The sequence below is a fragment of the Streptomyces capillispiralis genome (assembly GCF_007829875.1).
Classification (GTDB): Bacteria; Actinomycetota; Actinomycetes; order Streptomycetales; family Streptomycetaceae; genus Streptomyces; species Streptomyces capillispiralis.
This window is the reverse complement of record NZ_VIWV01000001.1, coordinates 5,924,803-5,950,404: the sequence shown is the minus strand read 5'-3', so window position 1 is coordinate 5,950,404 and position 25,602 is coordinate 5,924,803. Positions and strand designations below refer to the sequence as shown.

The 25,602-nt window shown below is 72.8% G+C and carries 28 protein-coding genes and 1 riboswitch; of the genes, 10 read left to right on the top strand and 18 right to left on the bottom strand.

All coding sequences use genetic code 11. The features are described 5' to 3' along the window. Position 1 precedes the first annotated feature (1 nt). The 5 genes from FHX78_RS25920 to FHX78_RS25900 form a co-directional block, all read right to left on the bottom strand. A complete protein-coding gene (locus FHX78_RS25920) occupies positions 2 to 955 on the bottom strand; it encodes an SCO2102 family sporulation regulator (RefSeq protein WP_145869809.1) in 954 nt (317 codons plus the stop codon). A 56-nt stretch (positions 956 to 1,011) separates the two neighbouring features. After that, positions 1,012 to 1,935 (bottom strand): methylenetetrahydrofolate reductase [NAD(P)H], encoded by a 924-nt coding sequence (gene metF, locus FHX78_RS25915; RefSeq protein ID WP_145869808.1) that lies wholly within the window; start codon positions 1,933 to 1,935, stop codon positions 1,012 to 1,014. A 126-nt stretch (positions 1,936 to 2,061) separates the two neighbouring features. After that, positions 2,062 to 2,742, bottom strand: coding sequence for a thiamine phosphate synthase (gene thiE, locus FHX78_RS25910; protein ID WP_145869807.1), 681 nt, complete (start codon positions 2,740 to 2,742; stop codon positions 2,062 to 2,064). Positions 2,743 to 2,989: 247 nt separating this feature from the next. Next, entirely contained in the window at positions 2,990 to 3,355 is a 366-nt protein-coding gene (locus tag FHX78_RS25905) for an Rv2175c family DNA-binding protein (protein ID WP_145869806.1), read from the bottom strand. A gap of 90 nt (positions 3,356 to 3,445) precedes the next feature. Beyond that, positions 3,446 to 4,687, bottom strand: a complete 1,242-nt coding sequence (locus FHX78_RS25900) for an NAD(P)/FAD-dependent oxidoreductase (protein WP_189908694.1) — start codon at positions 4,685 to 4,687, stop codon at positions 3,446 to 3,448. A gap of 113 nt (positions 4,688 to 4,800) precedes the next feature. Continuing rightward, positions 4,801 to 4,912: riboswitch (TPP riboswitch) on the top strand. On the opposite strand from FHX78_RS25900, the gene thiO reads away from it, so the two are divergent. From thiO to FHX78_RS25875, 5 genes are all read left to right on the top strand, one after another. After that, positions 4,910 to 6,076, top strand: coding sequence for a glycine oxidase ThiO (gene thiO / locus FHX78_RS25895; protein WP_145869805.1), 1,167 nt, complete (start codon positions 4,910 to 4,912; stop codon positions 6,074 to 6,076). It overlaps the preceding riboswitch by 3 nt. Beyond that, a complete protein-coding gene (gene thiS / locus FHX78_RS25890) occupies positions 6,073 to 6,285 on the top strand; it encodes a sulfur carrier protein ThiS (protein WP_145869804.1) in 213 nt (70 codons plus the stop codon). The genes thiO and thiS overlap by 4 nt, the downstream gene beginning before the upstream one ends. A 2-nt stretch (positions 6,286 to 6,287) precedes the next feature. Next, positions 6,288 to 7,082: a thiazole synthase gene (locus FHX78_RS25885; protein WP_145869803.1), complete on the top strand. Its 795-nt coding sequence runs from the start codon at positions 6,288 to 6,290 to the stop codon at positions 7,080 to 7,082. A gap of 98 nt (positions 7,083 to 7,180) precedes the next feature. Then, positions 7,181 to 9,103, top strand: a complete 1,923-nt coding sequence (pknB, locus tag FHX78_RS25880; protein ID WP_145869802.1) for a Stk1 family PASTA domain-containing Ser/Thr kinase — start codon at positions 7,181 to 7,183, stop codon at positions 9,101 to 9,103. A 43-nt stretch (positions 9,104 to 9,146) separates the two neighbouring features. Next, positions 9,147 to 10,025: a deoxyribonuclease IV gene (locus FHX78_RS25875; RefSeq protein WP_145869801.1), complete on the top strand. Its 879-nt coding sequence runs from the start codon at positions 9,147 to 9,149 to the stop codon at positions 10,023 to 10,025. Between the two features lie 11 nt (positions 10,026 to 10,036). Here the strand turns inward: FHX78_RS25875 and FHX78_RS25870 are convergent, their stop codons facing one another. Further along, on the bottom strand, positions 10,037 to 10,684 hold the full coding sequence (locus FHX78_RS25870) for a sulfite oxidase-like oxidoreductase (protein WP_145869800.1): 648 nt from the start codon (positions 10,682 to 10,684) through the stop codon (positions 10,037 to 10,039). 185 nt (positions 10,685 to 10,869) lie between these two features. On the opposite strand from FHX78_RS25870, the gene bfr reads away from it, so the two are divergent. Beyond that, positions 10,870 to 11,388 (top strand): bacterioferritin, encoded by a 519-nt coding sequence (bfr, locus tag FHX78_RS25865; RefSeq protein ID WP_145869799.1) that lies wholly within the window; start codon positions 10,870 to 10,872, stop codon positions 11,386 to 11,388. Positions 11,389 to 11,396: 8 nt separating this feature from the next. On the opposite strand, the gene FHX78_RS25860 is transcribed toward bfr, so the two are convergent. Together FHX78_RS25860 and FHX78_RS25855 are read right to left on the bottom strand one after the other, a co-directional pair. Then, complete coding sequence (locus FHX78_RS25860; protein ID WP_189908693.1) at positions 11,397 to 11,633, bottom strand: (2Fe-2S)-binding protein; 237 nt, start codon at positions 11,631 to 11,633, stop codon at positions 11,397 to 11,399. A gap of 155 nt (positions 11,634 to 11,788) precedes the next feature. Next, positions 11,789 to 13,144, bottom strand: coding sequence for a class II 3-deoxy-7-phosphoheptulonate synthase (locus tag FHX78_RS25855; RefSeq protein WP_145869797.1), 1,356 nt, complete (start codon positions 13,142 to 13,144; stop codon positions 11,789 to 11,791). Between the two features lie 159 nt (positions 13,145 to 13,303). On the opposite strand from FHX78_RS25855, the gene FHX78_RS38225 reads away from it, so the two are divergent. Continuing rightward, positions 13,304 to 13,360 (top strand): trp operon leader peptide, encoded by a 57-nt coding sequence (locus FHX78_RS38225; RefSeq protein WP_190117052.1) that lies wholly within the window; start codon positions 13,304 to 13,306, stop codon positions 13,358 to 13,360. A 106-nt stretch (positions 13,361 to 13,466) separates the two neighbouring features. Next, on the top strand, positions 13,467 to 15,356 hold the full coding sequence (locus FHX78_RS25845) for an anthranilate synthase family protein (protein ID WP_145869795.1): 1,890 nt from the start codon (positions 13,467 to 13,469) through the stop codon (positions 15,354 to 15,356). On the opposite strand, the gene FHX78_RS25840 is transcribed toward FHX78_RS25845, so the two are convergent. The 5 genes from FHX78_RS25840 to FHX78_RS25820 form a co-directional block, all read right to left on the bottom strand. After that, entirely contained in the window at positions 15,308 to 16,303 is a 996-nt protein-coding gene (locus tag FHX78_RS25840; RefSeq protein ID WP_145869794.1) for a 2-hydroxyacid dehydrogenase, read from the bottom strand. The genes FHX78_RS25845 and FHX78_RS25840 overlap by 49 nt on opposite strands. A 98-nt stretch (positions 16,304 to 16,401) precedes the next feature. Further along, positions 16,402 to 17,430, bottom strand: coding sequence for a 6-phosphofructokinase (locus FHX78_RS25835; RefSeq protein WP_145869793.1), 1,029 nt, complete (start codon positions 17,428 to 17,430; stop codon positions 16,402 to 16,404). Positions 17,431 to 17,557: 127 nt separating this feature from the next. Then, positions 17,558 to 18,250 carry a response regulator gene (locus FHX78_RS25830; protein WP_145869792.1) on the bottom strand — a complete coding sequence of 231 codons (693 nt, stop codon included), beginning with the start codon at positions 18,248 to 18,250 and terminating at the stop codon, positions 17,558 to 17,560. After that, a complete protein-coding gene (gene macS / locus FHX78_RS25825) occupies positions 18,247 to 19,491 on the bottom strand; it encodes a MacS family sensor histidine kinase (protein ID WP_145869791.1) in 1,245 nt (414 codons plus the stop codon). Before macS ends, FHX78_RS25830 begins: the two co-directional genes overlap by 4 nt. A gap of 42 nt (positions 19,492 to 19,533) precedes the next feature. Then, on the bottom strand, positions 19,534 to 20,337 hold the full coding sequence (locus tag FHX78_RS25820; RefSeq protein WP_145872159.1) for a lysophospholipid acyltransferase family protein: 804 nt from the start codon (positions 20,335 to 20,337) through the stop codon (positions 19,534 to 19,536). 180 nt (positions 20,338 to 20,517) lie between these two features. Here FHX78_RS25820 and FHX78_RS25815 point away from each other — a divergent pair, with 180 nt between their 5' ends. After that, entirely contained in the window at positions 20,518 to 21,315 is a 798-nt protein-coding gene (locus tag FHX78_RS25815) for an alpha/beta hydrolase (RefSeq protein WP_145869790.1), read from the top strand. After that, complete coding sequence (locus FHX78_RS25810; RefSeq protein WP_145869789.1) at positions 21,308 to 21,943, top strand: hypothetical protein; 636 nt, start codon at positions 21,308 to 21,310, stop codon at positions 21,941 to 21,943. Before FHX78_RS25815 ends, FHX78_RS25810 begins: the two co-directional genes overlap by 8 nt. Positions 21,944 to 21,949: 6 nt before the next feature. Here FHX78_RS25810 and FHX78_RS25805 read toward each other — a convergent pair whose 3' ends face one another. The 5 genes from FHX78_RS25805 to FHX78_RS25785 all read right to left on the bottom strand — a co-directional run bounded on the left by FHX78_RS25805 (position 21,950) and on the right by FHX78_RS25785 (position 25,576). Continuing rightward, positions 21,950 to 22,705: an endonuclease/exonuclease/phosphatase family protein gene (locus FHX78_RS25805; protein WP_145869788.1), complete on the bottom strand. Its 756-nt coding sequence runs from the start codon at positions 22,703 to 22,705 to the stop codon at positions 21,950 to 21,952. A 39-nt stretch (positions 22,706 to 22,744) separates the two neighbouring features. Beyond that, positions 22,745 to 22,930 carry a DUF397 domain-containing protein gene (locus tag FHX78_RS25800; protein ID WP_145869787.1) on the bottom strand — a complete coding sequence of 62 codons (186 nt, stop codon included), beginning with the start codon at positions 22,928 to 22,930 and terminating at the stop codon, positions 22,745 to 22,747. Then, on the bottom strand, positions 22,927 to 23,748 hold the full coding sequence (locus FHX78_RS25795) for a helix-turn-helix domain-containing protein (RefSeq protein ID WP_145869786.1): 822 nt from the start codon (positions 23,746 to 23,748) through the stop codon (positions 22,927 to 22,929). Before FHX78_RS25795 ends, FHX78_RS25800 begins: the two co-directional genes overlap by 4 nt. Positions 23,749 to 23,965: 217 nt before the next feature. Then, positions 23,966 to 24,919 carry an ROK family glucokinase gene (locus FHX78_RS25790; protein WP_145869785.1) on the bottom strand — a complete coding sequence of 318 codons (954 nt, stop codon included), beginning with the start codon at positions 24,917 to 24,919 and terminating at the stop codon, positions 23,966 to 23,968. Positions 24,920 to 25,057: 138 nt separating this feature from the next. Next, positions 25,058 to 25,576 carry a DUF5304 domain-containing protein gene (locus FHX78_RS25785; protein ID WP_145869784.1) on the bottom strand — a complete coding sequence of 173 codons (519 nt, stop codon included), beginning with the start codon at positions 25,574 to 25,576 and terminating at the stop codon, positions 25,058 to 25,060. Positions 25,577 to 25,602: the final 26 nt, after the last annotated feature.

Genomic DNA, 25,602 nt, shown 5'->3' with positions numbered 1-25,602 from the left:
GTCAGAAGCGGTACTGCTCGTCGTACCCGTTGCTGGTGCCGCCGCCGTTGCCGTGGGGCTGTCCGTCGCCCTGGTAGGGGTACGGCTGCTCCGGCGGGAGTTCGCCGCCGTACGGGTCCTCGGGGCTGCGCTGCTGCGGGACCCACAGGCCGCCGGCCGGGGTCTCGCCGGCGTAGCCGCCCGCGTACGGGTCCTGGGTGTAGCCCTGCTGCTGGTACTGCTGCGGGTCGGCGTAGCCGGTGTCGTACCCGGTGGCGCCGTACGCCGCGTTGCCGATGTACGGGTCGGAGTAGGCGGCGTACTGCTGCTGGCCGGTGGTGTCGTAGCCCTGCTGCTGGCCGTAGCCCGAGTAGTCGTAGGCGTAGTTCTGGTCGGTGCCCTGGGCGGCCGCCGCGTACTGGTCCTGGGACGGGGCCGCGTATCCGTTGTCGCCGCCGTAGACGCCGTAGGAGCCGGTGTCGTCGGGCAGGGGCTGCGGCTCGTAGACGGCGGTGGTCTCGGCGGCCGCCGGCTGGGCGGCGCGCGCGGGGGTGAACACGTCGTCGCGGTCGTAGTCGTCGTCCGTGCCGTGGGCGGCGCTGTCGTGGTGGCCGTCGGCCGCGTCGCCGTAGCCGGCGCCGGACGGCTCCAGGTCGGAGACCTCCAGGGTCGGTTCCGAGCGCCCGCGGTCACCGCGGCGGCCCTTGGCGGCGGCCAGCAGCGGCGCGTTGACCGCCCAGCCGGACGCGAAGCCGCGGCGGAACGACAGCGTCACATAGGTCTGGCCGACCGCGAAGGCGGCGGCGCCCAGCCCGATGACGACGACGGACGGGATCAGCACACCGAGCACGACACCGAGGAAGCCGCCGAAGGCGAGCAGCCGCCAGCGCAGCCGCGCCTTGTACTGCAGCAGCACCTCGCCGAGCAGCCACAGCGCGACGATGCCGAACGCGATGTAGAGGACCGTCCAGCCCATGTACGCCCCTCTCCCAGTGGTCGCTACGCAGTGTGTCGTATGTGCGTGCGACCGGTCTAGGCCTGCGGTGGGTGGTGCAGGCCCAGGTTCTCGTAGATTTCCAGCGTCGCCGTGGAGTTGTTCAGCGTGATGAAGTGCAGTCCGGGCACTCCTTCGGCCAGCAGCCGCGCGCAGAACTCCGTGGCGAACTCGATGCCAATGGAGCGTACCGCCGCCGGATCGTCCTTCGCTGTGAGGATCCGCTCTTTGAGGGTGTCAGGGAACGAGGCGTTACTGAGCTTCGGCAACCGTTCCAGCATCTTCACGCTGGTCACCGGCATGACCTCGGGGATCACGGGGGTTTCGCAGCCCGCCGCGTCGACTCGGTCACGCAGCCGCAGGTACGACTCGGGCTGGAAGAACATCTGGGTGATCGCGTAGTCGGCGCCGGCCCGGCACTTGTCGACGAAGTGCGCGACGTCGGCGTCCCAGCCGGCCGAGCGCGGATGCATCTCGGGGAAGGCCGCGACGCCCACGCAGAAGTCGCCCGACTCCTTGATGAGCCGGACGAGTTCGGCGGCGTAGGTCAGTCCCTGCGGGTGCGGTATCCAGTCACCCATGGGGTCGCCGGGCGGGTCGCCCCGCACGGCCAGCATGTTGCGGATCCCGGCGTCGGCGTACTGGCCGATGATGTTGCGCAGCTCCGCGATGGAGTGGTCGACCGCGGTGAGGTGGGCGACCGGGGTGAGGGTGGTGTCGGCGGCGATCTGCTCGGTCGCCTTCACCGTGCCCGCCCGGGTGGAGCCGCCCGCGCCGTACGTCACGGAGACGAAGCTGGGGGCGACGGCCTCGACCCTGCGGAGCGCGTCCCACAGGTTGCGCTCGCCCTTCTCCGTCTTCGGGGCCCAGAACTCGAACGAGTACGTCGTCTTCCCGGCGGCGAGCATGTCGCGTACGGTGCGTGCGCGATCAGTCCTGGTGGATGCGGTTCCGAGGGCCATACGGGCAGGTTAGCCAGGGGACGGCGGTCCCCCAACCGGATGCGGGAGATTTGTCCGAAACGCCGACTTGTTGTCCATCCCTTGGACACCCGGTGACACGCCGGGTCGGCGCCGGAAGCGCACGGGTCAGCGGGCCTTTCCGGCGGCCTGCCGCAGCCGCCCGGCGAACTCGGCGGCCGCCGCGCCCGGATCGTCCGCCTCGGTGAGCGCGCGGACGACGACGACCCGGCGGGCGCCCGCTTCGAGAACCTCGTCGAGGTTGCCGAGGTCGATGCCGCCGATGGCGAACCAGGGGCGGTCGGTGCCGAGGGCGGCGGTGCGGCGGACCAGGTCGAGGCCGGGCGCGGGGCGGCCGGGCTTGGTGGGGGTGGGCCAGCAGGGGCCGGTGCAGAAGTAGTCCACGCCGGGCTGGACGGCCGCCGCCGCGGCCTCGGACTCGGTGTGGGTGGAGCGGCCGATGAGCACCTCGTCGCCGAGGACGGCGCGGGCGGCGGGCACGGGCAGGTCGCCCTGGCCGAGGTGGAGGACGTCGGCGCCGGCGGCGTGGGCGACGTCGGCGCGGTCGTTGACCGCGAGCAGCTTGCCGTGCCGGGCGCAGGCGTCCGCCAGCACCTCCAGGTGCTCCAGCTCCTCGCGGGCCTCCATGCCCTTGTCGCGGAGCTGCACGATGTCGACCCCGCCGGCCAGGACCGCGTCCAGGAACTCCGCGAGATCGCCCTGCCGCTCGCGGGCGTCGGTGCAGAGGTAGAGCCGGGCGTCGGCGAGCCGGGCCCGGGCGGTGTCGGTCACACGAACGGTGTCGGTCATACGGGTGCCCCCCGGAGGATCTGCGGCGTACGGGCCCGGCGGGCCCGGTGTGTCGGCGGCGGGCACCCCCGGCCGTCACGGGCCGGCGGAACGCGCCGCACAGGACCCTATGCCGGGCCCGTCCGCCGCGCGGCACCGGTGCACGGGCCACCGGCCGGGGCACGGGGTGCCCCGGCCGGTGCTGTTCGGGCGGCGCCACCTCGGGTGACGCCGGACGGTTCTTCGGCTGGGGCCGGTCGGCCGCGGCTCAGACCGCGAGCGCCTGGGCCCGGCGCTTCACCTCCGTGCCGCGGTTCTCGCCGAGTGCCTGTGCGGGCGTGCCCGGCAGGGTGGGGTCGGGGGTGAAGAGCCACTCCAGCATCTCTTCGTCCGTGAAGCCGTCGTCCCGCAGGAGCGTCAGGGTGCCGGACAGGCCCTTGACCACCTTGTCGCCGTCGATGAAGGCGGCGGGGACGTGCAGCGCCCGGTTCTCACCGCGGCGTACGGCGATGAGCTGGCCCTCCTTGACCAGCTGCCGGACGCGCGTCACCTCGACGCCGAGCTGTTCGGCGATGTCGGGGAGAGTGAGCCAGGCGGGGACGAGAGCATCGATCTTTGCGTCAATCTCGGTCACGGGTACAAGCCTGCCACCTGCCACTGACAGTCGGAAGTCAGCCCCGCCCGCCCGGGCCGACGCGTCGCCCGGACACGCCCGGCCGGAGCGTCACGCCGTCGCCGACTTCAGCGGCCTGGCCGGATCCGCCAGCAGCTCCGCGTCCACCGCCGTGCCCGCCTCGATCAGCCGCCGCCCCTGGGCCAGGTCCCGGGGCCGGCCCACCGCGAGCAGGGCGACCAGGCGGGACTCCCGGAGCCAGCACACGCTCCACGCCGGCCCGGCGGGGTCCCCGCGCCACACGGTCCGGTCGGCGTCCGCGTGATGTCCCGCGTACTGCACGAACCGCCCGAACTGCTCGGACCAGAAGTAGGGCACCGGGTCGTACACCGCCGGGGGCCGGCCGGCGGCCGCGCCGAGGATGTTCACGGCGACCGTGCGCGGTCCCTGGAGGGCGTTGTCCCAGTGGTGGACCAGCAGCCGCCCGCCGTAGCGCCCCGACGGGAAGGAGGCGCAGTCGCCGACCGCGTACACGTCCGGCACGGAGGTCATCAGATGGCGGTCGGCCACGACCTCGCCCCGCTGCCCGAGCTCGATCCCGGAGCCCGCCAGCCAGGCCGTGGCGGGCCGGGCCCCGATGCCGACGACCACGGCACCGGCGGGCAGCCGCGAGCCGTCGTCCAGGACCACGACGCCGGGCTCCACCCGCGCCACGCGCGCGTGCGTGCGCAGCACGGCCCCGGCCTCGGCGTACCAGGCGGTCATCGGGGCGGTCACCTCGGCGGGCAGCGCCTCGGCCAGCGGCCGGCCCTCGGCCTCCACGACGGTGACCGCGCAGCCCGCCTCCCGGGCCGCCGTGGCGAACTCCGCGCCGATCCAGCCGGCGCCCACCACCACGATGTCGTGCTGCCGCGCGAGGACCGGCCGCAGCCGTTCGGCGTCGTCCAGGGTGCGCAGCAGATGCACCCCCGGGACGCCCTCCGAGCCCGGCAGCCGCACCGGCTCCGCACCGGTGGCGATCACCAGCACGTCGTACGGGACGGGCCCGGCCTCCGTGTCCAGCTCGTGGTCGGCGGGGCGCAGGCCGAGCACCTCGCAGCCGAGCCGCAGACCGATGCCGAGTTCCTCGAAGTCGACGTCGAAGGCGGAGCCCTCGGCCGTGCCCAGCAGCACCGCCTTGGACAGCGGCGGCCGGTCGTAGGGCTGGTGGGGCTCGGCGCCGATCACGGTCACGGTGCCGGTGAAGCCCTGCTCCCGCAGGGCGGCCGCGGTCTGCACACCGGCCATGCCCGCGCCCGCCACCACCACCCGCCGCGGCTCGGGGCGTCCCGGTTGCTGCGTCTGCTCGCTCACCCGATCACCATAGGCACCGCGGGCCGCGTCGATCAGCCGGTACCCGGAGGAACGCGGGCGCCGCGCGGAGGCTCCCTTACCCGGCCGGCGGGCCGAGGGCTAGGGTGGCGGGCGTAAGCACTCGCGGGAGCCCGGGCGCACCGGGCTGAGAGGGAGGCTGGCGGCCTCCGACCGTACGAACCTGATCCGGGTCATGCCGGCGAAGGGAGGGGCTGGACGCCCATGTCGCCCACGAGTACCTCGGACGTCCTCGTCGTCGGGGGCGGAATCATCGGACTGGTCACGGCCTGGCGGGCCGCGCAGCGCGGTCTCGCCACGACCGTGGTGGACCCCGAACCGGGCGGCGGCGCCGCCCTGGTGGCCGCCGGGATGCTGGCCGCGGTCACCGAGCTGCACTACGGCGAGGAGACCCTGCTCGGCCTGAACCTCGCCTCCGCGCGGCGCTATCCCGGCTTCGCGGCCGAGCTGTCCGAGCTGACCGGCCAGGACCTCGGCCACCGCCGCTGCGGCACGCTCGCCGTGGCGCTGGACGCCGACGACCGCGCCCATCTGCGGGAGCTGCACGCCCTGCACCAGCGGTGCGGGCTGGAGTCGCAGTGGCTGTCGGGGCGGGAGTGCCGGCGGCTGGAGCCGATGCTCGCGCCGGGCGTGCGCGGCGGTCTGCGGGTCGACGGCGACCACCAGATCGATCCGCGGCGGCTGGCGGCGGCGCTGGTGACCGCCTGTGAACGGGCGGGCGTCGTGATCCACCGCGCGTGGGCCGAGCGGCTCACCGTCGCGGGGGACCGGGCCACGGGCGTCGTCACCGCCGACGGCACCGCGCTGGCCGCCGGACAGGTGGTGCTCGCCGCGGGCAGCCTCGGCGGGCGGCTCGCGGGCGTCCCGCGGGACGTGCTGCCGCCCGTGCGGCCCGTGAAGGGGCAGGTGGTGCGGCTGACGATGCCCACGCGGCACGGTCCCTTCCTGAGCCGGACCGTACGGGCCGTGGTGCGCGGCAGCCACGTCTACCTCGTGCCGCGCGAGAACGGCGAGCTGGTGATCGGCGCGACCAGCGAGGAGATGGGCTGGGACACCACGGTCACCGCGGGCGGCGTGTACGAGCTGCTGCGCGACGCCCACGAGCTGGTCCCCGGGATCACCGAACTGCCGTTCACCGAGATCCGGGCCGGACTGCGCCCCGGCTCCCCCGACAACGCGCCGCTGCTCGGTCCGACCGGCCTCGACGGGCTGCTGCTGGCCACCGGCCACTACCGCAACGGCGTCCTGCTGACCCCGGTCACCGGCGACATCATGGCGCACGCCCTGACCACCGGCGAACTGCCGGAGGAATTCCGTCCGTTCACCCCCCGGCGCTTCGGCGCCGCCGTCCCCACGGAGCAGCCCGCATGACCGCCCCGGTCACCGTCTCGGTCAACGGGGAGCCCCGGGAGTTCGCGCCCGGCACGCCCCTCGACCACGTCGTCCGGTCCCTCACCGCGGCGCCCTCGGGGGTGGCCGCCGCCCTCAACGAAACCGTCGTCCCGCGCGCGCAGTGGCCCACCACCCCCCTCGCGGACGGGGACCGGGTGGAAGTCCTCACCGCCGTCCAAGGAGGCTGACCATGGCCGACGATCCCTTCGTCCTCGGCGGTACGTCGTTCACGTCCCGCCTGATCATGGGCACCGGCGGGGCGCCGAGCCTCGACGTGCTGGAGCGGGCGCTGGTGGCGTCCGGCACGGAGCTGACGACCGTCGCGATGCGGCGGGTGGACCCCTCGGTGCACGGCTCCGTGCTGTCGGTGCTGGAGCGGCTCGGCATCCGGGTGCTGCCGAACACCGCGGGCTGCTTCACCGCCGGGGAGGCCGTGCTCACGGCGCGTCTCGCGCGCGAGGCGCTGGGCACCGACCTGATCAAGCTGGAGGTCATCGCCGACGAGCGGACCCTGCTGCCGGACCCGATCGAGCTGCTGGAGGCGGCGGAGACGCTGGTCGACGACGGGTTCACGGTGCTGCCGTACACCAACGACGATCCCGTGCTGGCCCGGAAGCTGGAGGACGCCGGCTGCGCGGCGATCATGCCGCTGGGCTCGCCGATCGGGTCGGGGCTGGGCATCCGCAACCCGCACAACTTCCAGCTGATCGTGGAGCACGCGCGCGTGCCGGTGATCCTGGACGCGGGCGCGGGGACGGCCTCGGACGCGGCGCTGGCGATGGAGCTGGGCTGTGCGGGGGTGATGCTGGCGTCGGCGGTGACCCGGGCGCAGGAACCGGTGCTGATGGCGTCCGCCATGCGGGCGGCGGTGGAGGCGGGGCGGCTCGCGCGGCTGGCGGGGCGGATCCCACGCCGGTGGTTCGCCACGGCGTCCTCCCCCGCGGAGGGCATGGCCGTGCTGGATCCGGAGCGGCCCGCGTTCTAGGCTCCGCCGCTGCCGCGCCCGGTCCCGCACGTCACAGGTCCGCTCCAACGGGGGTGGAACGGGTCGGGGGTGTCGGTGGGGGCTCGTAGACTCGCTGCGTGGACACGACCCTTCAGGACCCTCTGGTCGGGCAGGTGCTCGACGGCCGGTACCGCGTCGAGGCGCGGATCGCGGTCGGCGGGATGGCCACGGTCTACCGGGCCGTGGACACCCGTCTGGACCGCGTCCTCGCGCTCAAGGTGATGCACCCCTCGCTCGCCGCCGACGCCTCCTTCGTCGAGCGGTTCATCCGCGAGGCCAAGTCCGTCGCCCGGCTGGCCCACCCGAACGTGGTGCAGGTCTTCGACCAGGGCACCGACGGGGCGTACGTCTACCTGGCGATGGAGTACATCGCCGGCTGCACCCTGCGCGACGTGCTGCGCGAGCGCGGAGCGCTCCAGCCCCGGGCCGCGCTGGACATCCTGGAGCCGGTGCTGGCCGCGCTCGGCGCGGCGCACCGGGCCGGGTTCGTGCACCGCGACATGAAGCCCGAGAACGTGCTGATCGGGGACGACGGCCGGGTCAAGGTCGCCGACTTCGGACTGGTCCGCGCCGTGGACACGGTGACGAACACCACGGGCACCGTGCTCGGCACGGTCTCGTACCTGGCGCCGGAGCAGATCGAGAGCGGCACCGCCGACCCGCGCGTGGACGTCTACGCCTGCGGCATCCTGCTGTACGAGATGCTGACCGGCGAGAAGCCGCACGACGGCGACTCCCCCGCGATCGTGCTCTACAAGCATCTGCACGACGACGTGCCGGCCCCGTCGGCCGCCGTGCCCGGGCTGGCGTACGAGCTGGACGAGCTGGTCGCGTCGGCGACCGCGCGCCACCCCGAGGTCCGTCCGCACGACGCGGTGGCGCTGCTCGCGCAGGTCCGCGCGGGGCGCGGCCGGCTCGGTGCCGAGCAGCTGGACGCGGTGCCGCCGCAGGCGCTGTCGGCGGAGCACGACAACGCCGAGGACCGTACGAGCGTCATCCCGCGCGGGCTGACGATGCCCCGCCCGCTGCCCGTCGACGAGGACGACGGCGCCGGCTTTCCGCACCACACCAGCCGGCTCCAGTCGCCGCCGCTGCCGCCCCGGCGCCGTACGGCGCTGCGGCGCGGCCCGACGGCGGTCGTCGTGGCCGTGCTGCTGGTCCTCGGGCTCGGCGGCGGCGTGTGGTACATCAACTCCGGCCAGTTCATCAAGGTCCCGCCGCTGCTGGCGAAGACCGAGGACGAGGCCCGGGACCGGCTGGCGGACGCCGGGCTGGACGTCGGCCCGGTGAAGGAGGCCTACAGCGACACGGTCGAGCGGGGCACGGTGATCAGCACCGACCCCGCGCCCGGCGCCCGCATCCGCGGCAACGACTCGGTGTCGCTGACCCTCTCCCGGGGCCCGCGGACCGTGCGGGTGCCCGACCTCGACGGCTATCCGCTGGACAACGCGCGCTCGCTGCTGGAGGACGAGGGCCTGGAGCCCGGCATGGTGACCCGGGAGTTCAGCGGGACGGTCCCCCGGGGCTCCGTGATCTCCACGGAGCCGGGCAAGGGCACCAAGGTCCGCGCGGGCTCCGCGGTGGCGCTGACGGTCAGCAAGGGCCGCCCGGTGAGCGTGCCCGAGGTGAGCGGTGACGACGTCGAGGACGCCCGCGCCGAGCTGCGGGAGGCCGGCCTCAAGGTGAAGGTCGCCACCGAGCGGGTCCATTCCGAACACGACGCGGGCCGGGTGGCCCGGCAGTCTCCCGGTGCCGGACGCCAGGCCGCCGAGGGCGACACCGTGACCCTGACCCTGTCCAGGGGACCGGAGATGATCGCGGTGCCGGACGTCGTCGGTGACGGCGTGGACGAGGCCAAGGAGAAGCTGGAGGCCGCCGGTTTCCGGGTGGAGGAGGACCGCGGACTGCTCGGCCTGTTCGGCGACACCGTCAAGGGCCAGTCCGTGGACGGCGGCGACACCGCGCCCAAGGGGTCGACGATCACCATCGAGATCCGCTGAGTCCGCCGACGGGCGGGCCCGGCGCGCATGACACCCTTGACGGGTGAAGAGTCACCTGTCCGGCCCCGCCCGCAACCCGATCGGCGGCCACGTCCCCGTGGCCGGCGGCCTGCACTCCGTCGGCCTGTCCTACGCCCGTGAGCTGAACGCCGAGAGCGTGCAGGTCTTCGTCGCCAACCCGCGGGGCTGGGCCACACCGGCCGGCAACCCCCGGCAGGACGAGGCGTTCCGCGCCGCCTGCGCGGCGGCGTCGATCCCGGCGTACGTGCACGCCCCGTACCTGATCAACTTCGGGTCCCACACAGAGGCGACCGTCGAGCGGTCCGTGGAGTCGCTGCGGCACTCGCTGCGGCGCGGCCGGGAGATCGGCGCGCTGGGCGTGGTGGTGCACACCGGCAGCGCGACCGGCGGGCGGGAGCGGCCGGTGGCGCTGCGGCAGGTGCGCGAGCACCTGCTGCCGCTGCTGGACGAGCTCACCCATGACGACGACCCGTTCCTGCTGCTGGAGTCGACGGCCGGGCAGGGCTCCTCGCTGTGCTCGCGGACCTGGGACTTCGGGCCGTACTTCGAGGTGCTGGACTCCCATCCGAAGCTGGGCGTCTGCCTGGACACCTGCCATGTCTTCGCGGCCGGCCACGACCTCACCGGGCCGGTCGGGATGCACCAGACGCTCGACCTGCTGGTGGAGACGGTCGGTGAGGGACGGCTGAAGCTGATCCACGCCAATGACTCGATGGATGTGGTCGGCGCACACAAGGACCGTCACGCGAACATTGGCGCCGGACACATCGGTGAGGATCCCTTCCGGGCCCTGATGACGCACCCGGCGACCGAGGGCGTCCCACTGATCATCGAGACGCCCGGCGGCAAGGAGGGGCACGCGGCGGACGTGGAGCGCCTGAAGAAGCTGCGGGACCTCTGAGGGGCCGCCGGTCAGGCCTCGGGGCCGTCCCCGGGCTCCTCCTGGTAGGAGTAGCGCTGTTCCCGCCAGGGGTCGCCGACGTTGTGGTAGCCGCGCTCCTCCCAGAAGCCCCGGCGGTCGGCGGTCATGTACTCCACGCCGCGGACCCATTTGGGTCCTTTCCAGGCGTACAGATGGGGGACGATCAGGCGCAGCGGGAAGCCGTGCTCGGCGGTCAGCAGCTCGCCGTCCTTGTGGGTGGCGAAGAGGGCCCGCTCGGACAGGAAGTCGGCCAGCCGCAGGTTGGAGCTGAAGCCGTACTCCGCCCACACCATCACATGGGTGACGTCCGGCGCGGGCGGGGCGATGTCCACGATGGTGCGCGCCGGGATCCCGCCCCACTCGGCGCCGACCATGCTGAACTTGGTGACGCAGTGCAGATCGGCCACGACGGCGGTGTGCGGCAGGGCCGTGAACTCCTCGTGGGTCCAGCAGTGCTTCTCACCGTCGGCGGTGGCGCCGAAGACCCGGAACTCCCAGCGCTCGGGCCGGAACTTGGGCACCGGCCCGTAATGCGTCACCGGCCAGCCCTTCTGCAGGCGCTGTCCCGGCGGGAGCTCGAACCGCGCCGCTCCTTGTGATGCGCGCTCCCCCGCTTCGCGTTCCGCCGGCTGACCCATGCCTCCATCCTGACAGACCAGGGGCGATGCCCCCGAACCGGGCCCGGACAGATTCGGGCAATCAGGTGCGAAATCGACTAAGCATGGACTTACTTACTAAGTGAAGACTTACTGGACGATCTTCCGCGCCGGTGCAATCATGCGCCCCAACCTGCCAGTTCCCCCGCGCGGAAGGAGCCCATGCGATGCAGGGCGACCCCGAGGTCATCGAATTCCTCAACGAGCAGCTGACCGCCGAGCTGACGGCCATCAACCAGTACTTCCTGCACTCGAAGCTGCAGGACCACAAGGGCTGGACGAAACTCGCCCAGTACACGCGCGCCGAGTCCTTCGACGAGATGCGGCACGCCGAGGTGCTCACCGACCGCATCCTCCTGCTCGACGGCCTGCCGAACTACCAGCGGTTGTTCCACGTCCGGGTCGGCCAGACGGTCACCGAGATGTTCCAGGCCGACCGGGAGATCGAACTGGAGGCGATCGACCGACTGCGCCGGGGGGTGGAGGTCATGCGCAACAAGAACGACATCACGTCGGCCAACATCTTCGAGGCGATCCTGGCCGACGAGGAGCACCACATCGACTACCTGGACACCCAGCTGGAGCTGATCGAGAAGCTGGGCGAGGCCCTGTACCTGTCGACGGTCGTCGAGCAGTCCCAGCCCGACGCCTCGGGCCCGGGAACGAGCGGCTTCTCCACGCACTGAGAACCGGGCTAAGCGGCTTCCGGCAGCTTCGCCGTGAGCGACGGCTCCGCCCGGTCGGCCAGGTCCCGGCGGGGGCAGGCGCCGCGGCCGAGCAGCGCCTGGATGCGCCGCACACAGCCGCCGCAGTCGGTGCCCGCCTTGCAGGCCGAGGCGATCTGCCGAGGGGTGCACGCGCCGGCCTCCGCGTGGCTCTTCACCTGTTCCTCGGTCACGCCGAAGCAGCTGCAGACGAACACGCGGTTCACCTCCCGACGAAGTGCTGGGTCATGCCCTACCGACCCTGAATCGGTGAGGCTAACCTAACCTTACCTGTCGCCCCGAGGGCACAAAAGGGGGGTGGGGCGCGGTCCCATGTGATCCGCGCCCCACCCCCTTCGCCGCTGGTCAGCGGCGGAAACGGTCACTGGTCGCGGTACATCTCCGCGACGAGGAACGCCAGGTCCAGCGACTGGCTGCGGTTGAGCCGCGGGTCGCAGGCCGTCTCGTAGCGCTGGTGCAGGTCGTCGACGAAGATCTCGTCGCCGCCGCCCACGCACTCGGTGACGTCGTCACCGGTGAGCTCCACGTGGATGCCGCCCGGGTGGGTGCCGAGCCCCTTGTGGACCTCGAAGAAGCCCTTGACCTCGTCGAGCACGTCGTCGAAGCGGCGGGTCTTGTGACCGGAGGCCGCCTCGAAGGTGTTCCCGTGCATCGGGTCGGTCACCCAGGCCACCGTGGCGCCGGAGGCCGTGACCTTCTCGACCAGCTCGGGGAGCTTGTCGCGGACCTTGTCCGCGCCCATCCGGACGATGAAGGTCAGCCGGCCGGGCTCGCGCTCGGGGTCGAGGCGGTCGATGTACTGCAACGCCTCCTCGGCCGTGGTGCTCGGGCCGAGCTTGATGCCGATCGGGTTGCGGATCTTCGAGGCGAACTCGATGTGCGCGTAGTCCAGCTGCCGGGTGCGCTCACCGATCCACACCATGTGCCCGGAGACGTCGTACAGCTGCCCCGTGCGGGAGTCGACGCGGGTGAGCGCGGACTCGTAGTCGAGCAGCAGCGCCTCGTGCGAGGAGAAGAACTCGACGGTCTTGAACTCCTCCGGGTCGGCCCCGCAGGCGTGCATGAAGTGCAGCGCGTTGTCGATCTCGCGGGCGAGCTGCTCGTAGCGCTGGCCGGACGGGGACGACTTCACGAAGTCCTGGTTCCAGGCGTGCACCTGGCGCAGGTCGGCGTAGCCGCCGGTGGTGAAGGCGCGCACCAGGTTCAGCGTGGAGGCCGAGGCGTGGTACATGCGCTTCAGCCGCTCGGGGTCCGGGATCCGGGCCGCTTCGGTGAAGTCGAAGCCGTTGACGGAGTCGCCCCGGTAGGTGGGCAGCGTCACGCCGTCGCGGGTCTCGGTGGGCTTGGAGCGCGGCTTGGAGTACTGGCCGGCGATCCGCCCGACCTTCACGACCGGCACGGAGGCGGCGTACGTGAGGACGGCGCCCATCTGGAGGAGAGTCTTCAGCTTCGCCCGGATGTGCTCGGCGGACACCGCGTCGAAGGACTCGGCACAGTCACCGCCCTGGAGCAGAAACGCCTCACCCCGCGCAACGGCCGCCATACGCGCGCGCAGCTGGTCGCACTCGCCGGCGAACACCAGCGGGGGATACGTTTCGAGCTCGGCGATCACATCGCGCAGAGCCTCGGCATCCGGGTACTCGGGCTGCTGCGCCGCAGGCAGGTTTCGCCAGGTCGCCTGAGCGGCGACGCTTTGAGAATCAGCGTTCACGGTCACACGCCCACAGTACGCGGTCGCATCGGCCGTCCATCCCGGCGCTCAACAAATGAGACGGGAGCCGCTCGGCCGGACGCCCGGCCGGATCCGGGATCCCCGCGTCGGGGGAGGGAACATCGGCCGCACGCGTCACGCGTCACATCGTGTAGCGTGCCTGCCATGTTCGCGCACTCGACCCAGAACTGGTGGTGGCCCGCTCTTCCGGCGGCCCACTGACTGCGCGTACGCACAGACTGCGCGAAGGCCGCCCGAGGGGCGGCCTTCGGTTTTTCCGGGGTCGTTCCTCACGCTCATGACAGCGACGAAACGAGGAAGGCCCACCATGGACCTGGCACAGCTCCCGCACGACGAACGCCCCTTCGCCCTCCTGCGCCGCCGCACGCCGGGCCGCCCCGCCGGGGACGGCGACGTGGTCGAGCTGCTGATCGGCCCGGTCGGCACCCGTGACCTCCTGGCCGAGCTGCCCGACGAGTGCCTGGCGGTCGTCCCCTTCCGGCAGATCCGCGAGCGCGGCTTCGACGTCCGCGACGACGGCACCCCGCTGCTGGTGCTGACGCCCGAGGAGCGGTACGAGATCCCGCTCGCCGAGGCCCTCGACCGGCTCCCCGCCCATGACGTCCGGGTGGAGGGCGGCGGCTTCGACGTCGGCGACGAGGAGTACGCGCGGATCGTCGGCCGGGTCCTGGACGAGGAGATCGCGCGGGGCGAGGGCGCCAACTTCGTGATCCGGCGGACGTACGAGGGTGCGATCCCCGGGTTCGGGCGGGCCGACGCGCTCGCCCTGTTCCGGCGGCTGCTGGAGGGCGAGCGGGGCGCGTACTGGACGTTCGTCGTGCACACCGGGGAGCGGACGCTGGTCGGGGCCAGCCCTGAGGTGCATGTGCGGGCGTCCGGCGGGACGGTCGTGATGAACCCGATCAGCGGCACCTACCGCTACCCGGCCGAGGGGCCCACCCCCGAGCACCTGCTGGAGTTCCTCGCCGACGGCAAGGAGATCGAGGAGCTGTCGATGGTCGTCGACGAGGAGCTCAAGATGATGTGCACCGTCGGGGACATGGGCGGGGTCGTGGTCGGGCCCCGGCTGAAGGAGATGGCGCACCTGGCGCACACCGAGTACGAGCTGCGCGGCCGGTCCTCGCTGGACGTGCGCGAGGTGCTGAGGGAGACCCTGTTCGCGGCGACCGTCACCGGGTCGCCGGTGCAGAACGCCTGCCGGGTGATCGAACGGCACGAGTCCGGCGGGCGCGGCTACTACGCGGGCGCGCTGGCGCTCATCGGCCGCGACGAGGGCGGCGCCCAGACGCTGGACTCCCCCATCCTGATCCGCACCGCCGACATCGACGCGGCCGGGCGGCTGCGGGTGCCGGTCGGGGCCACGCTGGTGCGCGGCTCGGACCCGGCGGGCGAGGTCGCGGAGACCCACGCCAAGGCGGCCGGGGTGCTGGCCGCGCTGGGCGTGCGTCCCGGGCGGCCGCGCGCGGAGTCCGTACGGCCGGGGCTGGCCGACGACCCCCGGGTGCGGGCGGCGCTGGACGGGCGGCGGGCCTCGCTGGCGCCGTTCTGGCTGCGGATGCAGGAGCGGTCGGACGCGCTCACCGGCCACGCGCTGGTCGTCGACGGGGAGGACACCTTCACCGCGATGCTCGCGCACGTGCTGCGTGCCGCCGGTCTGGACGTGACCGTGCGGCGGTACGACGAGCCGGGGCTGCGGGAGGCGGTCCTGGCGCACGAGGGGCCGCTGGTGCTGGGCCCGGGCCCGGGTGACCCCGCGGACACGGCCGACCCGAGGATGCGGTTCCTGCGCGCGCTGACCGCCGAGGTGATCGGGGAGAACCGGCACGGCGTCCTCGGGGTCTGCCTCGGCCATGAGCTGATCGCTGCCGAGCTGGGCCTGGAGACCGTACGCAAGGCGGTTCCCCACCAGGGGGCGCAGACGGAGATCGACCTGTTCGGGCGGACGGAGACGGTCGGCTTCTACAACAGCTTCGTGGCGCGCTGCGACGAGGACACCGCGCGGGAGCTGGCCGCGCACGGCGTGGAGGTGAGCCGCGCGGCCGACGGCGAGGTGCACGCGCTGCGCGGGCCCGGCTTCGCCGGGGTGCAGTTCCACCCCGAGTCGGTGCTGACCCTGAACGGCGCCGCGATCGTCCGGGACCTGGTGGGTCAGCTGCGCGGCACCAGGACGTTCCCGGAGCGGCGGCCGGCGGTGTAGTCGAGGACGTTGTCCACCGTGGTCCGGACGATCTGCCCGACGGCGTCCACGGTGTAGTACGCCTGGTGGGACGTGACCAGGACGTTCGGGAAGGTGACGAGGCGGGCCAGGGTGTCGTCGTCGACGGCCTCCAGGGACCGGTCGAGGAAGAACAGCCCGGCCTCCGCCTCGTACACGTCGAGTCCGACGCCGGTGAAGCGGCCCTCGCGCAGTTCGGCGACGAGGGCCGCGGTGTCGATGAGGCCGCCCCGGCTGGAGTTCACCAGGATGGCGTCGTCCCGCATGGTCTTCAGGGCGTCGGCGTCGATGAGGTGCCGGGTGGCGGGCAGCAGCGGGACGTGCAGGGTGATCAGGTCGGACTCGGCGAGCAACTGCTCCTTGGGGACGTAGGTCATGCCGAGGTCCCGGCAGGCGGGGTTCTCGGTGACGTCCCAGCCGAGCAGGCGCATGCCGAAGCCGTGGGCGATCCGGGTGAACGCCTCGCCGATCCTGCCGGTGCCGAGCACGCCGGCGGTGCGGCCGTGCAGGTCGCGGCCCATCAGTCCGTCGAGCCGGAAGTCGAAGTCGCGGGTGCGGGTGGAGGCGCGGACCACCCGCCGGTTGACCGCCATGGCGAGGGTCCAGGCGAACTCGGCGACCGAGTAGGGCGAGTAGGACGACACCCGGGCGACGGTCAGGCCGAGCCGTTCGGCGACGTCGAGGTCGATGTTGTTGAAGCCGGTGGAGCGCTGGGCGACCATCCGGGTGCCGCCGGCCGCGAGGTCCGCGAGGACCCGGGCGCCGAGGTCGCAGTTGACGCTGGTGGAGATGATCTCGTGGCCGGCGGCGATGGGGGCGGTGTCCTCGTTGAGGAAGACGTCGAGGCCGCGTACCTCGTGGTGGTCCGCGAAGGCCCGCTCGATCAGGGGCTTCTCGTCGGCCTGCACACCGAACGCCAGGATCTCCACGGGGTCCCTCCGGGGGTTGTGCCGGGTTTGCTGCCGTACGAGCGAGAATATGCCGCGGCCGGCGTGCTCGCGGGGTGGCGTCGCGGGAGGCGGGGTGGTCAGCCGAAGAAGACCCCGGCCTCCTCGTAGAGCGCCGGATCCACCGTCTTCAGCCGGGCGGTGGCGTCGGCGATCGGGACGCGGACGATGTCGGTGCCGCTGAGGGCGACCATCGTGCCGAAGTCCCCGTCGCGCACGCAGTCGATGGCGTGGAGTCCGAACCGGGTGGCGAGCCAGCGGTCGAAGGCGCTGGGCGTGCCGCCCCGCTGGACGTGTCCGAGGACCGTGGTGCGGGCCTCCTTGCCGGTGCGCTTCTCGATCTGCTTGGCCAGCCATTCGCCGACGCCGGAGAGCCGGACATGTCCGAAGGAGTCCAGCGACGCGTCCTTGAGCACCATGTCGCCGTCCCGTGGGACGGCGCCCTCGGCGACGACGACGATCGGCGCGTACGAGGCGCGGAACCGGGACGTCACCCAATCGCACACCCGGTCGACGTCGAAGGGCTGCTCGGGGATGAGGATGACGTTGGCGCCGCCGGCCAGTCCCGAGTGGAGGGCGATCCAGCCGGCGTGACGGCCCATCACCTCCACGACCAGGACCCGCATGTGCGATTCGGCCGTGGTGTGCAGCCGGTCGATGGCCTCGGTGGCGATGCCGACGGCGGTGTCGAAGCCGAAGGTGTAGTCGGTGGCGGAGAGGTCGTTGTCGATGGTCTTGGGGACGCCCACGCACGGGATGCCGTACTCGTCGGTGAGCCGGGTGGCGACGCCGAGGGTGTCCTCGCCGCCGATGGTGACGAGCGCGTCCACGCCCAGCGCGGTGAGGTTGTCCTTGATCCTCCGGATGCCGTTCTCCTGGTTGAGGGGGTTGGTCCGGGAGGAGCCGAGGATGGTGCCGCCGCGCGGGAGGATGCCGCGCACGGCGGGGATGCCGAGGGGGACGGTGTGCCCGTCGAGGGGGCCGCGCCAGCCGTCCCGGAATCCGGTGAAGTCGTAGCCGTACTCCTGGACGCCCTTGCGGACGACGGCCCGGATGACGGCGTTGAGCCCGGGGCAGTCACCGCCCCCGGTCAGTATTCCGACGCGCATGGAAGTGTCCCTTCGCCGTGGTTGCCGACATGCCGTTGGTTCCCACCTGGCACGGTAAGGGTGATCCGGGTCACATCGGCATCCCCGGGACGGTCAATTCCCGGGCGGCTACGGGCCGTTGCCGCGCCTACTCGTCGTCGAGGCCGCGCTCGATGGCGTAGCGGACGAGTTCCACGCGGTTGTGCAGCTGGAGTTTGCCGAGGGTGTTCTGCACGTGGTTCTGCACGGTGCGGTGGGAGATGACGAGCCGTTCGGCGATCTGCTTGTAGCTCAGTCCCTTGGCGACCAGGCGCAGCACCTCGGTCTCCCGGTCGGTCAGCCGGGGCGCGTCGGACTCACCGCCGGCGGTGGTGGCGCCGGCCGGTTCGGAGGCGAGGCGGCGGTACTCGCCGAGGACCAGTCCGGCCAGGCCGGGGGTGAACACCGGGTCGCCGGCGGCGGTACGCCGCACCGCGTCCTGGAGCTCCTCGGTGGAGGCGGACTTCAGCAGGTAGCCGGTGGCGCCGGACTTCACCGCCTCCAGGACGTCGGCGTGCTCGCCGCTGGCCGAGAGCACCAGCACCCGGACGGCGGGGTCGGCGGCGACGACCTCCTTGCAGACCTGGACGCCGGGCTTGGCGGGCAGGTTCAGGTCGAGGACGAGGACGTCGGGTGCGACGGCCTTGGCGCGGCGCACCGCCTGGTCGCCGTCCCCGGCGGTGGCGACGACCTCGAAGCCGGACTCGGACAGGTCGCGGGCGACGGCGTCGCGCCACATGGGGTGGTCGTCGACCACCATGACCCTGATCGGTCCCCCGCGGTCCCCGGTGGTGTCCGTCATCGCTGTTCCGCCTTCCCCCGTGGGTCGTTCGTTTCCTTCGCGTCCTTGGGCACCTTCAGTTCGACCTCCGTGCCCTGCCCGGGCACCGAGACGAGTTCCGCGCTGCCGCCGAGGTCGCGCAGCCGGCCGCGGATGGACAGGGCCACGCCGAGGCGGCCCTCGCCCTCGGCCTGGGCGAGCCGGCCCTCGGGGATGCCGGGGCCGTCGTCGCGGACGGTGACGATCACCTCGTCCGGTTCGTCCTCGACCAGGATCCAGGCGCGCGCCCGCTCCCCCGCGTGCCTGCGGACGTTGTCCAGGGCGGCCCCGACGGCGGCGGCCACCTCCCGCGCGGCGGCCGGTGCGAGCGGCACCGGCGCTCCGGGCTCGGCGAGGCTGACCAGCGCTCCGGCGTACGGGGCGAGCAGCGTGCGCAGGTCGACCGGCCCGTCGTCGCCGCTGTCGTCCTCGTCCTGCTCCACGGCCCGTACGACGGCGCCCCGGGCGGCGTCCTCGGAGGCGCGGGAGACCGGGACGAGACCGCCGGAGACCAGGGTGCGCAGCGCCACCTCCTGCTCCCCGGCCAGCCGGCCCAGCTCGGCGGCCTCGCCGCCGATCACCGCGCCCCGGCGCTGCACCATGGCCAGCACCTGGAGCACGCTGTCGTGGATGTCCCGCGCGAGGCGCTCGCGCTCCCTGGTCGCGGCCTCGATCTCCAGGGCTCGGGCGAGAGTGCGCTCGGAGGCGCGGGCGACCTCGACGACGTAGCCGATGGCGATGGAGGCGACCCATACGAGCATCACGTTGTGCACGGTGTCGCGGGCGGGGCTGCCGCGCTCGACGAGGTTGGCGACGGCGACGAGGGTGGAGGCGAGGGCGGCCCAGCGCCAGCCGCCCTTGATGGCGAACGCGAGCACCGATCCGGCGGTCCATATGGAGGGCAGGGTGGGACCGCCCGCCTGGACGCGTTCGTGGGTGTCGGCGAGGGGGGTGAGCAGGATGCCGGCCAGCGCGATGGTCAGGTCGGCGGTCAGGAAGCGCTTGGTGCAGGCCGCGGCGCCCGAGACCTTGGGCAGGGTGGCCGCCGTCCACACCGCCAGGAGGACGAAGTAGCCGACGGCGAGCCAGGGGCGGGTGAACGTCTCGTGGGCGGTGGCGAACAGGCCGACCGCGTACACCAGGGCGAGGATCCGGTAGCCGGCGAGCGCGCGCCACAGCGGCTGCTCGACCGACATGCGCATGACTTTCTCGCGCCTGGCCATGTCCCCCACTCCCCCTGTGCCCCGTCCGGCCCTGTGCCCCGTCTAGGGGCCGGACTGCCGCTCGGTGCGCTCCCGGTCGGCCTGCTCCATCGCGGCCTTGAGCTTGTCGGCCTGTTCCTTCTCCGTGCGCGCGCGGGCGGCCCTGGCCGCCTTCTCCGCTTCCTTCTCGGCCTTGGCCGCCTCCGTGAGCTGCCGCTTCATGGCGGTGGCGTACATGTCGACGTACTCCTGGCCGGAGAGCTTCATGATCTCGTACATGACCTCGTCGGTCACCGCGCGCAGGACGAAGCGGTCGTGCTCCATGCCCTGGTAGCGGGTGAAGTCCAGCGGCCGGCCGATCCGGATGCCGGGGCGCATCAGCTTCGGCATCACCTGTCCGGGCGGCTGGATCTTCTCCGTGTCGATCATGGCGACCGGGATCACGGGCGCGCCGGTGGCCAGCGCGACGCGCGCGAGGCCGCCGGGCTTGCCGCGGTAGAGCCGCCCGTCGGGCGAGCGGGTGCCTTCGGGGTAGATCCCGAACAGCTCGCCGCGCTCCAGCACCTCGATGCCGCTCCTGATCGCCGCCTCACCGGCGCCGCGCGCCCCGGAGCGGTCCACCGGGAGCTGGCCCACGCCCTTGAAGAAGGCGGCCGTCAGCCGGCCCTTCACGCCGGGCGTGGTGAAGTACTCGGCCTTGGCGATGAAGGTGACCTTGCGGTCCAGGACGGCCGGGAGGAAGAAGGAGTCGGAGAACGACAGGTGGTTGCTGGCCAGGACGGCCGGGCCCTCGGCGGGGATGTTCTCCAGGCCCTCCACCCAGGGCCTGAAGGCGAGCTTCAGCGGCCCTCCGATGGCGACCTTCATCGTGCCGTACAACAACCGAGTGCCTCCCGTGCGTGTTGGTCAGACCATATCCCGGAGCACCGTCAAAGGCCCCTGCGGCCCTGGTCGGTGTCAGTGCGGTCGCGTACGGTGAAGGTCCTGCAACCTGTGTGCGGCGCCTGCCGCGATCATCGTGACCTTCCTACGAACAGGAGGCCGAAGGTGCCGCTCCTGACCGGAGCCGAGCCGTTCCGCCACGAGGGCGGGGAGACCGCCGTCCTGCTCTGCCACGGCTTCACCGGTTCGCCGCAGTCGCTGCGTCCCTGGGCCGAGCACCTCGCCGGGCGCGGCCTGACCGTCTCGCTGCCGCTGCTGCCCGGGCACGGCACCCGCTGGCAGGACCTCGGGGTCACCGGCTGGCAGGACTGGTACGCCCAGGTGGACCGCGAGCTGCGGCTGCTGGCGGACCGCGGTGCCCGGGTCTTCGTGGCGGGGCTGTCGATGGGCGGCGCGCTGGCGCTGCGGCTGGCCGCGCGGCACGGGGACACGGTGAGCGGGGTGATGGTCGTCAACCCGGCGAACAAGGTGCACGGGGTGGCCGCGCACGCCCTTCCGGTGCTCCGCCACCTCGTGCCCGCGACGAAGGGGGTCGCCGGCGACATCGCGCTGCCGTCGGGCAGGGAGCTCGGGTACGACCGGGTGCCGCTGCACGCGGCGCACTCCCTGCGGACCTTCTTCCGGCTCGTCGACGGCGAGCTGCCCCAGGTCACCCAGCCGCTGCTGCTCCTGCGCAGCCCGCAGGACCATGTGGTGCCGCCCGCGGACTCGGCGCGGATCCTCGGCCGTGTGTCGTCGACGGACGTCACGGAGGTCCTGCTGGAACAGAGCTACCACGTGGCGACGTTGGACTACGACGCGGAGCGGATCTTCCGGGAGAGCACCGCGTTCATCGGCCGGCTCGCACCCGGCGCCGTGGAGGAGCCGGGTCTCGGCAAGGAAGGGACGACCGCAGGTGGCTGAGCACGACTCGGACCGCGAGGACCGCGAGGACCGCGAGGGCCGTGAAGGCGGTGAAGGCCGCGAGAGCCGTGAGGGCCGCGAGCCGGAGGAGCAGGGCGTCCCGTTCGACGAGGACGCCGCGTGGGCGGCGATCGTCGCCGGGTACGGGGAGGAGCCCCCGGACCCGCCGGGCGCCAAGCCGTTCAAGTCGGTCGAGGACCTGGCGCTGCTGGAGCCCGAGACCAACGAGGAGGGCGGCGGCGTGCAGACCGAGGCGCCGCGCAAGGCCGAGGAGAAGCCGGCCAAGCCGCTGGGCGGCTCCGTCTCCTTCGCCCCCGGCGTGGGCGGCCCGCGCGACTACAGCGTGCGGGAGCCTTCGGAGGACGACCTCGACGAGACCGACGAGGGCCACTTCGTGCCGCCGGAGCCGCCGCCGCTGCCGGATGCCGACGTCACCTCGAAGTTCGCCTGGCTGGGCGTGCTCGGCGGCCCGCTGCTCCTGCTGCTGGCGATACTGCTCGGCTGGGAGATGACGTGGTGGCTGACCACCCTGTGCATCGGCGGCTTCCTCGGCGGCTTCGCCACCCTGGTGATGCGCATGCGCACGGACGACGAGGACGACGACCCGGGGCGGGGCGCGGTGGTCTGAGGGCCCTCAGGCGGAGGGCACCCGGAGGGCGGCCAGGACCGGAAGGTGGTCCGTGGCCGCCCTCAGGTCCGCCGCGCTCACCCCGGGCTGCTCGATCGGCACCCCGCAGCCCAGGACCTCGACGCCCTTGGTGGTGAAGAGGGCGTCGATCCGCCGGTGGGGCGCGTCGCGGACCCAGGTGTGCTCGCCTCCCCACGGGGCCGCCGCCCAGCAATCGGTCAGGGACTCGGTCAGCCGCCGGAAGGCACGCCCGTCCGGCCGCTCGTTGAGGTCCCCGCCCGCGACCGCGTGTTCCACGCCCATCGCGGCGAGCCGGTCGAGCAGCATGCCGCCCTGCTCGTACCGCTCGCCCTTCTCCAGGGAGAGGTGACAGCTCAGCACCCCGACCCGGGCGCCGCCGAACCGTACGACGGCGGTGGCGAACCCGCGCCGGTGCTGCCCGGGGGTGAGCGGCAGCAGCACGTCCTCGGTGCGCTCGACGGTCGCCCGCAGGGAGCACAGGAGCGCGGGCCCGGCGGCGGTGGCGCCCCCGGAGAGGACGACGAGGCCCGTCCCCGAGGCGAGCCGGGCCAGCTTCTTGCGCCAGCGGAAGAACCGCGGCGCCTCCTGGAGCAGGACCAGATCAGGGGCGCAGGCGGTGATCACCCGGGCGAGGGCGCCGGTGTCGTCACGCATCGAACGGATGTTGTAACTCAGGACCCGGATGACGGCCGAACCATCGGACTCGGTCCGGGAGCCGGGCAGCAGCGGAGTCGTCGCCATATGGATCAAGATACGCCGACCCGCACGACGGGAGGCGGGTCAGCGCTCCCCGCGCCCGAGGAAGTCACGCCAGGCATCCGGGGACACGGCGAACCGGGGCCCGTCCTGCGTCTTGGAGTCCCGCACGTGCACGGCGCCGACGGCGAAGGCGACCTCCACACAGTCGTCGCCCTCGGACCCGCTGTAGCTGCTCTTGAACCAGTCCAGATCACTGTGGGTGCTCATAGCGCTCCTCGCATCCGCCGCAACAACTCCACCGAGTCCGCCGGGGACAAGGCCTGTGAGCGCATCTTGGCATAGCGCATCTGCATGACGCTCACCGCTTCTCGGTCACAGACGAGCTGCCCGGTCTTCTGCCCTTCCGAGTACCCCACCCACTGCCGTTCCGGAGTCTCGAGAAGCCTCATCGGCCCGTCCGTCCCCGCGTGACACGGCTGCCGCAACGGCATGATCTGCAATTCTACGTTCCACAACTCGGTGGACGCGAGCAGATGGTCGATCAGCTCCCGGGTGACGTCCTCGCCCCCGGTGTGCCGCAGCAGCACCGACTCCTCGACGATGAAGCTGAACGCGATCGGCGGCCTGCGCCCGAGCAGTTCCTGCCGCGCCAGCCGGGCGGCGATCCGCTGCTCCAGTTGCTCCTCACTGGGCGGCGGCGGCACGTTGAGCATGACGGCCCGCGTGTACGCCTCGGTCTGGAGCAGCCCCGGCACCACCCGGCACTCGTACGTGCACAGGGCGACCGCGACCTCCTCCAGCTGGGCCCACTCCCGGAACCAGACCGCCAGCCCCCGCTGCCGCCCGACGTGCCGGATCATGGCCCGCAGCACGCCGAACGCCTCCAGTTCCTCCTCCGCCCGCTCGACGAAGGCGGCGGTCGGCATCCGCCGGCCCTGCTCGACCGAGGCGACGGAGGCGTGCGAGTAGCTGAGCCGCTCGGCGAGCTGCTCCTGCGTCAGCAGGGCACGTTGCCGGAACGTCCTCAGGGCCGCCCCGAACGCCTTCAGACTGTCGGACGACTCAAGTGTGCTGTCGTTCGCCATCGACGACCCCCTTGTCACGCTGGTTGCACACCTTGCGGTCGTACAACGGCCGGGACGCCACGCGGAGTTACGCGCCCGGCCCGCCCGGAGCCCGTACAAGCCGGCGTGTACGGGCGGCGGGCCCGCACGGGGGCGGATGTCCGCCCCCCCGGGAACGACCGCGCCCGCCGTCCCCGGAGGGGTCGGGCGGGCGCTGCCGTGCGTGGGTGGGGCCGGGTCACATGATGGGGTCGGGCTCCCGGGCCAGGTCCGCCGCGCCCACCAGGCCCGCCTTGTTGCCCAGCTGGGCGGCGAGGACGTCGGCGACGGGGCGCCAGTTGCTGCCCACCAGCCAGCGCTTGTAGGACTTGCGGATCGGGCCGAGGACCAGTTCGCCCTCGTCGGAGAGGCCGCCGCCGATGATGAAGGCGGAGGGGTCGAAGAGGGAGGCCAGGTCGGCGAGGCCGGCGCCGACCCAGCGGGCCAGCTCGCGGTAGGAGTCGACGGCCACCCGGTCGCCCTGGCGGGCGGCCATGGAGATGTGCTTGCCCTCGATGCCGTCGGGCGTGCCGTCGCCGAGGGCGAGCAGCGTCTCCGCGTTCTCGGGGGTGGCGTTGGCGCGCTGCTTGGCGTAGCGGACGAGGGCGCGGCCGGAGGCGTACTGCTCCCAGCAGCCCTGCGAGCCGCAGCCGCACAGCAGGCCGTCCGGCACCATGCGGATGTGGCCGAACTCGGCGGCCACGCCGAAGTGGCCGCGGCGCAGCTTGTTGCCGATGATGATGCCGCCGCCGAGGCCGGTGCCGAGCGTGATGCAGATGACGTTGCGGTGGCCCGCGCCCGCGCCGAACTTGTACTCGCCCCACGCCGCCGCGTTGGCGTCGTTCTCCACGACGACCGGGAGACCCGTGCGGGCCTCGACCTTCTCCTTGAGCGGCTCGTTGCGCCAGTGGATGTTGGGCGCGAAGTAGACCTCGGAGCGCTGACGGTTGACGTACCCGGCCGCACCGATGCCCACGCCGACGATGTCGTGCCCCGCGCGCGCTCCCTCCACCGCGGAGGCGATGGCGTCCACGATGCCCTCGGGCGTGCCCGGGGTCGGCACCTTGTGGGTCGAGAGGATGTTGCCTTCCTCGTCGACCACGCCGGCCGCGATCTTCGTGCCGCCGATGTCGACGCCGATGGTGAGTCCCATGAATCCCTCAGTTCCGGTCGAGCCCCGCTACCGCCAACGGTACCCGAGGCACTGCCGTCGGGGGCCCGCCGTCCGTACGGTGGGCGGACCGGCGGGGATCATGGGAGTGCCCGGCCGGACCCCGTGAGGACCGGGGTGTCAGTCCAGGTCGATGCGCTCGCCGGGACCGGTGCCGGGGTCGTCGCCCCGGTCCCGGCGCTCGTCGAGGTCGCGGGGATCGGTCTCGCGGGCCGCCCAGCGGCGCTCCTGGTCCTGGACGGCGGAGCGGTAGGCGGCGAGGAGTTCGCTGCCGGCGGCGGCCAGGTGGTCGAAGACGTCCGGGTTGCGTTCGATGACGGGTTCGACGGCGGCCTTCGCCTGCTCGACGACCTGGCGCACCACCTGCTGCGCGGCGGGTCCGGCGACCGCGCCGAGGAGCGGGGACTGAAGGCCGGAGAGCTTGTCGGCGACGGCGTCGACGAGCTTCCTCAGCTCCTCGGCGGCGGAGCCGGGGGGCGGTCCGTACTGGGTCCGGCGGCGGGTCTTCTCCGCCTCGAGGTCCTCGGCGGCGGCGGTCGCCCAGGCGTCGGCGTGGGTCTCGGCCGCCCGCACGTCGTCCACCGGCTGGCCGGCGCTCTCGTCCCCGGCGTCGTCGGACGGGGGGAGCTGTTCGCTCATGACGGGCTCCTGACTACGGATGGCAC

Excerpts from the sequence above, each read along its gene's own strand:
- FHX78_RS25870 (WP_145869800.1), bottom strand. The coding sequence starts at position 10,684 with ATGGGTCAGCCGGCGGAACGCGAAGCGGGGGAGCGCGCATCACAAGGA.
- FHX78_RS25805 (WP_145869788.1), bottom strand. The coding sequence starts at position 22,705 with ATGGCGACGACTCCGCTGCTGCCCGGCTCCCGGACCGAGTCCGATGGT.
- thiO (WP_145869805.1), top strand. The coding sequence starts at position 4,910 with ATGTCGCCCACGAGTACCTCGGACGTCCTCGTCGTCGGGGGCGGAATC.
- FHX78_RS25820 (WP_145872159.1), bottom strand. The coding sequence starts at position 20,337 with ATGAAGGTCGCCATCGGAGGGCCGCTGAAGCTCGCCTTCAGGCCCTGG.
- macS (WP_145869791.1), bottom strand. The coding sequence starts at position 19,491 with ATGGCCAGGCGCGAGAAAGTCATGCGCATGTCGGTCGAGCAGCCGCTG.
- FHX78_RS25800 (WP_145869787.1), bottom strand. The coding sequence starts at position 22,930 with ATGAGCACCCACAGTGATCTGGACTGGTTCAAGAGCAGCTACAGCGGG.
- thiS (WP_145869804.1), top strand. The coding sequence starts at position 6,073 with ATGACCGCCCCGGTCACCGTCTCGGTCAACGGGGAGCCCCGGGAGTTC.
- metF (WP_145869808.1), bottom strand. The coding sequence starts at position 1,935 with ATGGCCCTCGGAACCGCATCCACCAGGACTGATCGCGCACGCACCGTA.
- thiE (WP_145869807.1), bottom strand. The coding sequence starts at position 2,742 with ATGACCGACACCGTTCGTGTGACCGACACCGCCCGGGCCCGGCTCGCC.
- FHX78_RS25845 (WP_145869795.1), top strand. The coding sequence starts at position 13,467 with ATGGACCTGGCACAGCTCCCGCACGACGAACGCCCCTTCGCCCTCCTG.
- FHX78_RS25830 (WP_145869792.1), bottom strand. The coding sequence starts at position 18,250 with ATGACGGACACCACCGGGGACCGCGGGGGACCGATCAGGGTCATGGTG.
- FHX78_RS25795 (WP_145869786.1), bottom strand. The coding sequence starts at position 23,748 with ATGGCGAACGACAGCACACTTGAGTCGTCCGACAGTCTGAAGGCGTTC.
- bfr (WP_145869799.1), top strand. The coding sequence starts at position 10,870 with ATGCAGGGCGACCCCGAGGTCATCGAATTCCTCAACGAGCAGCTGACC.
- FHX78_RS25790 (WP_145869785.1), bottom strand. The coding sequence starts at position 24,919 with ATGGGACTCACCATCGGCGTCGACATCGGCGGCACGAAGATCGCGGCC.
- FHX78_RS25885 (WP_145869803.1), top strand. The coding sequence starts at position 6,288 with ATGGCCGACGATCCCTTCGTCCTCGGCGGTACGTCGTTCACGTCCCGC.
- FHX78_RS25835 (WP_145869793.1), bottom strand. The coding sequence starts at position 17,430 with ATGCGCGTCGGAATACTGACCGGGGGCGGTGACTGCCCCGGGCTCAAC.
- FHX78_RS25920 (WP_145869809.1), bottom strand. The coding sequence starts at position 955 with ATGGGCTGGACGGTCCTCTACATCGCGTTCGGCATCGTCGCGCTGTGG.
- FHX78_RS25785 (WP_145869784.1), bottom strand. The coding sequence starts at position 25,576 with ATGAGCGAACAGCTCCCCCCGTCCGACGACGCCGGGGACGAGAGCGCC.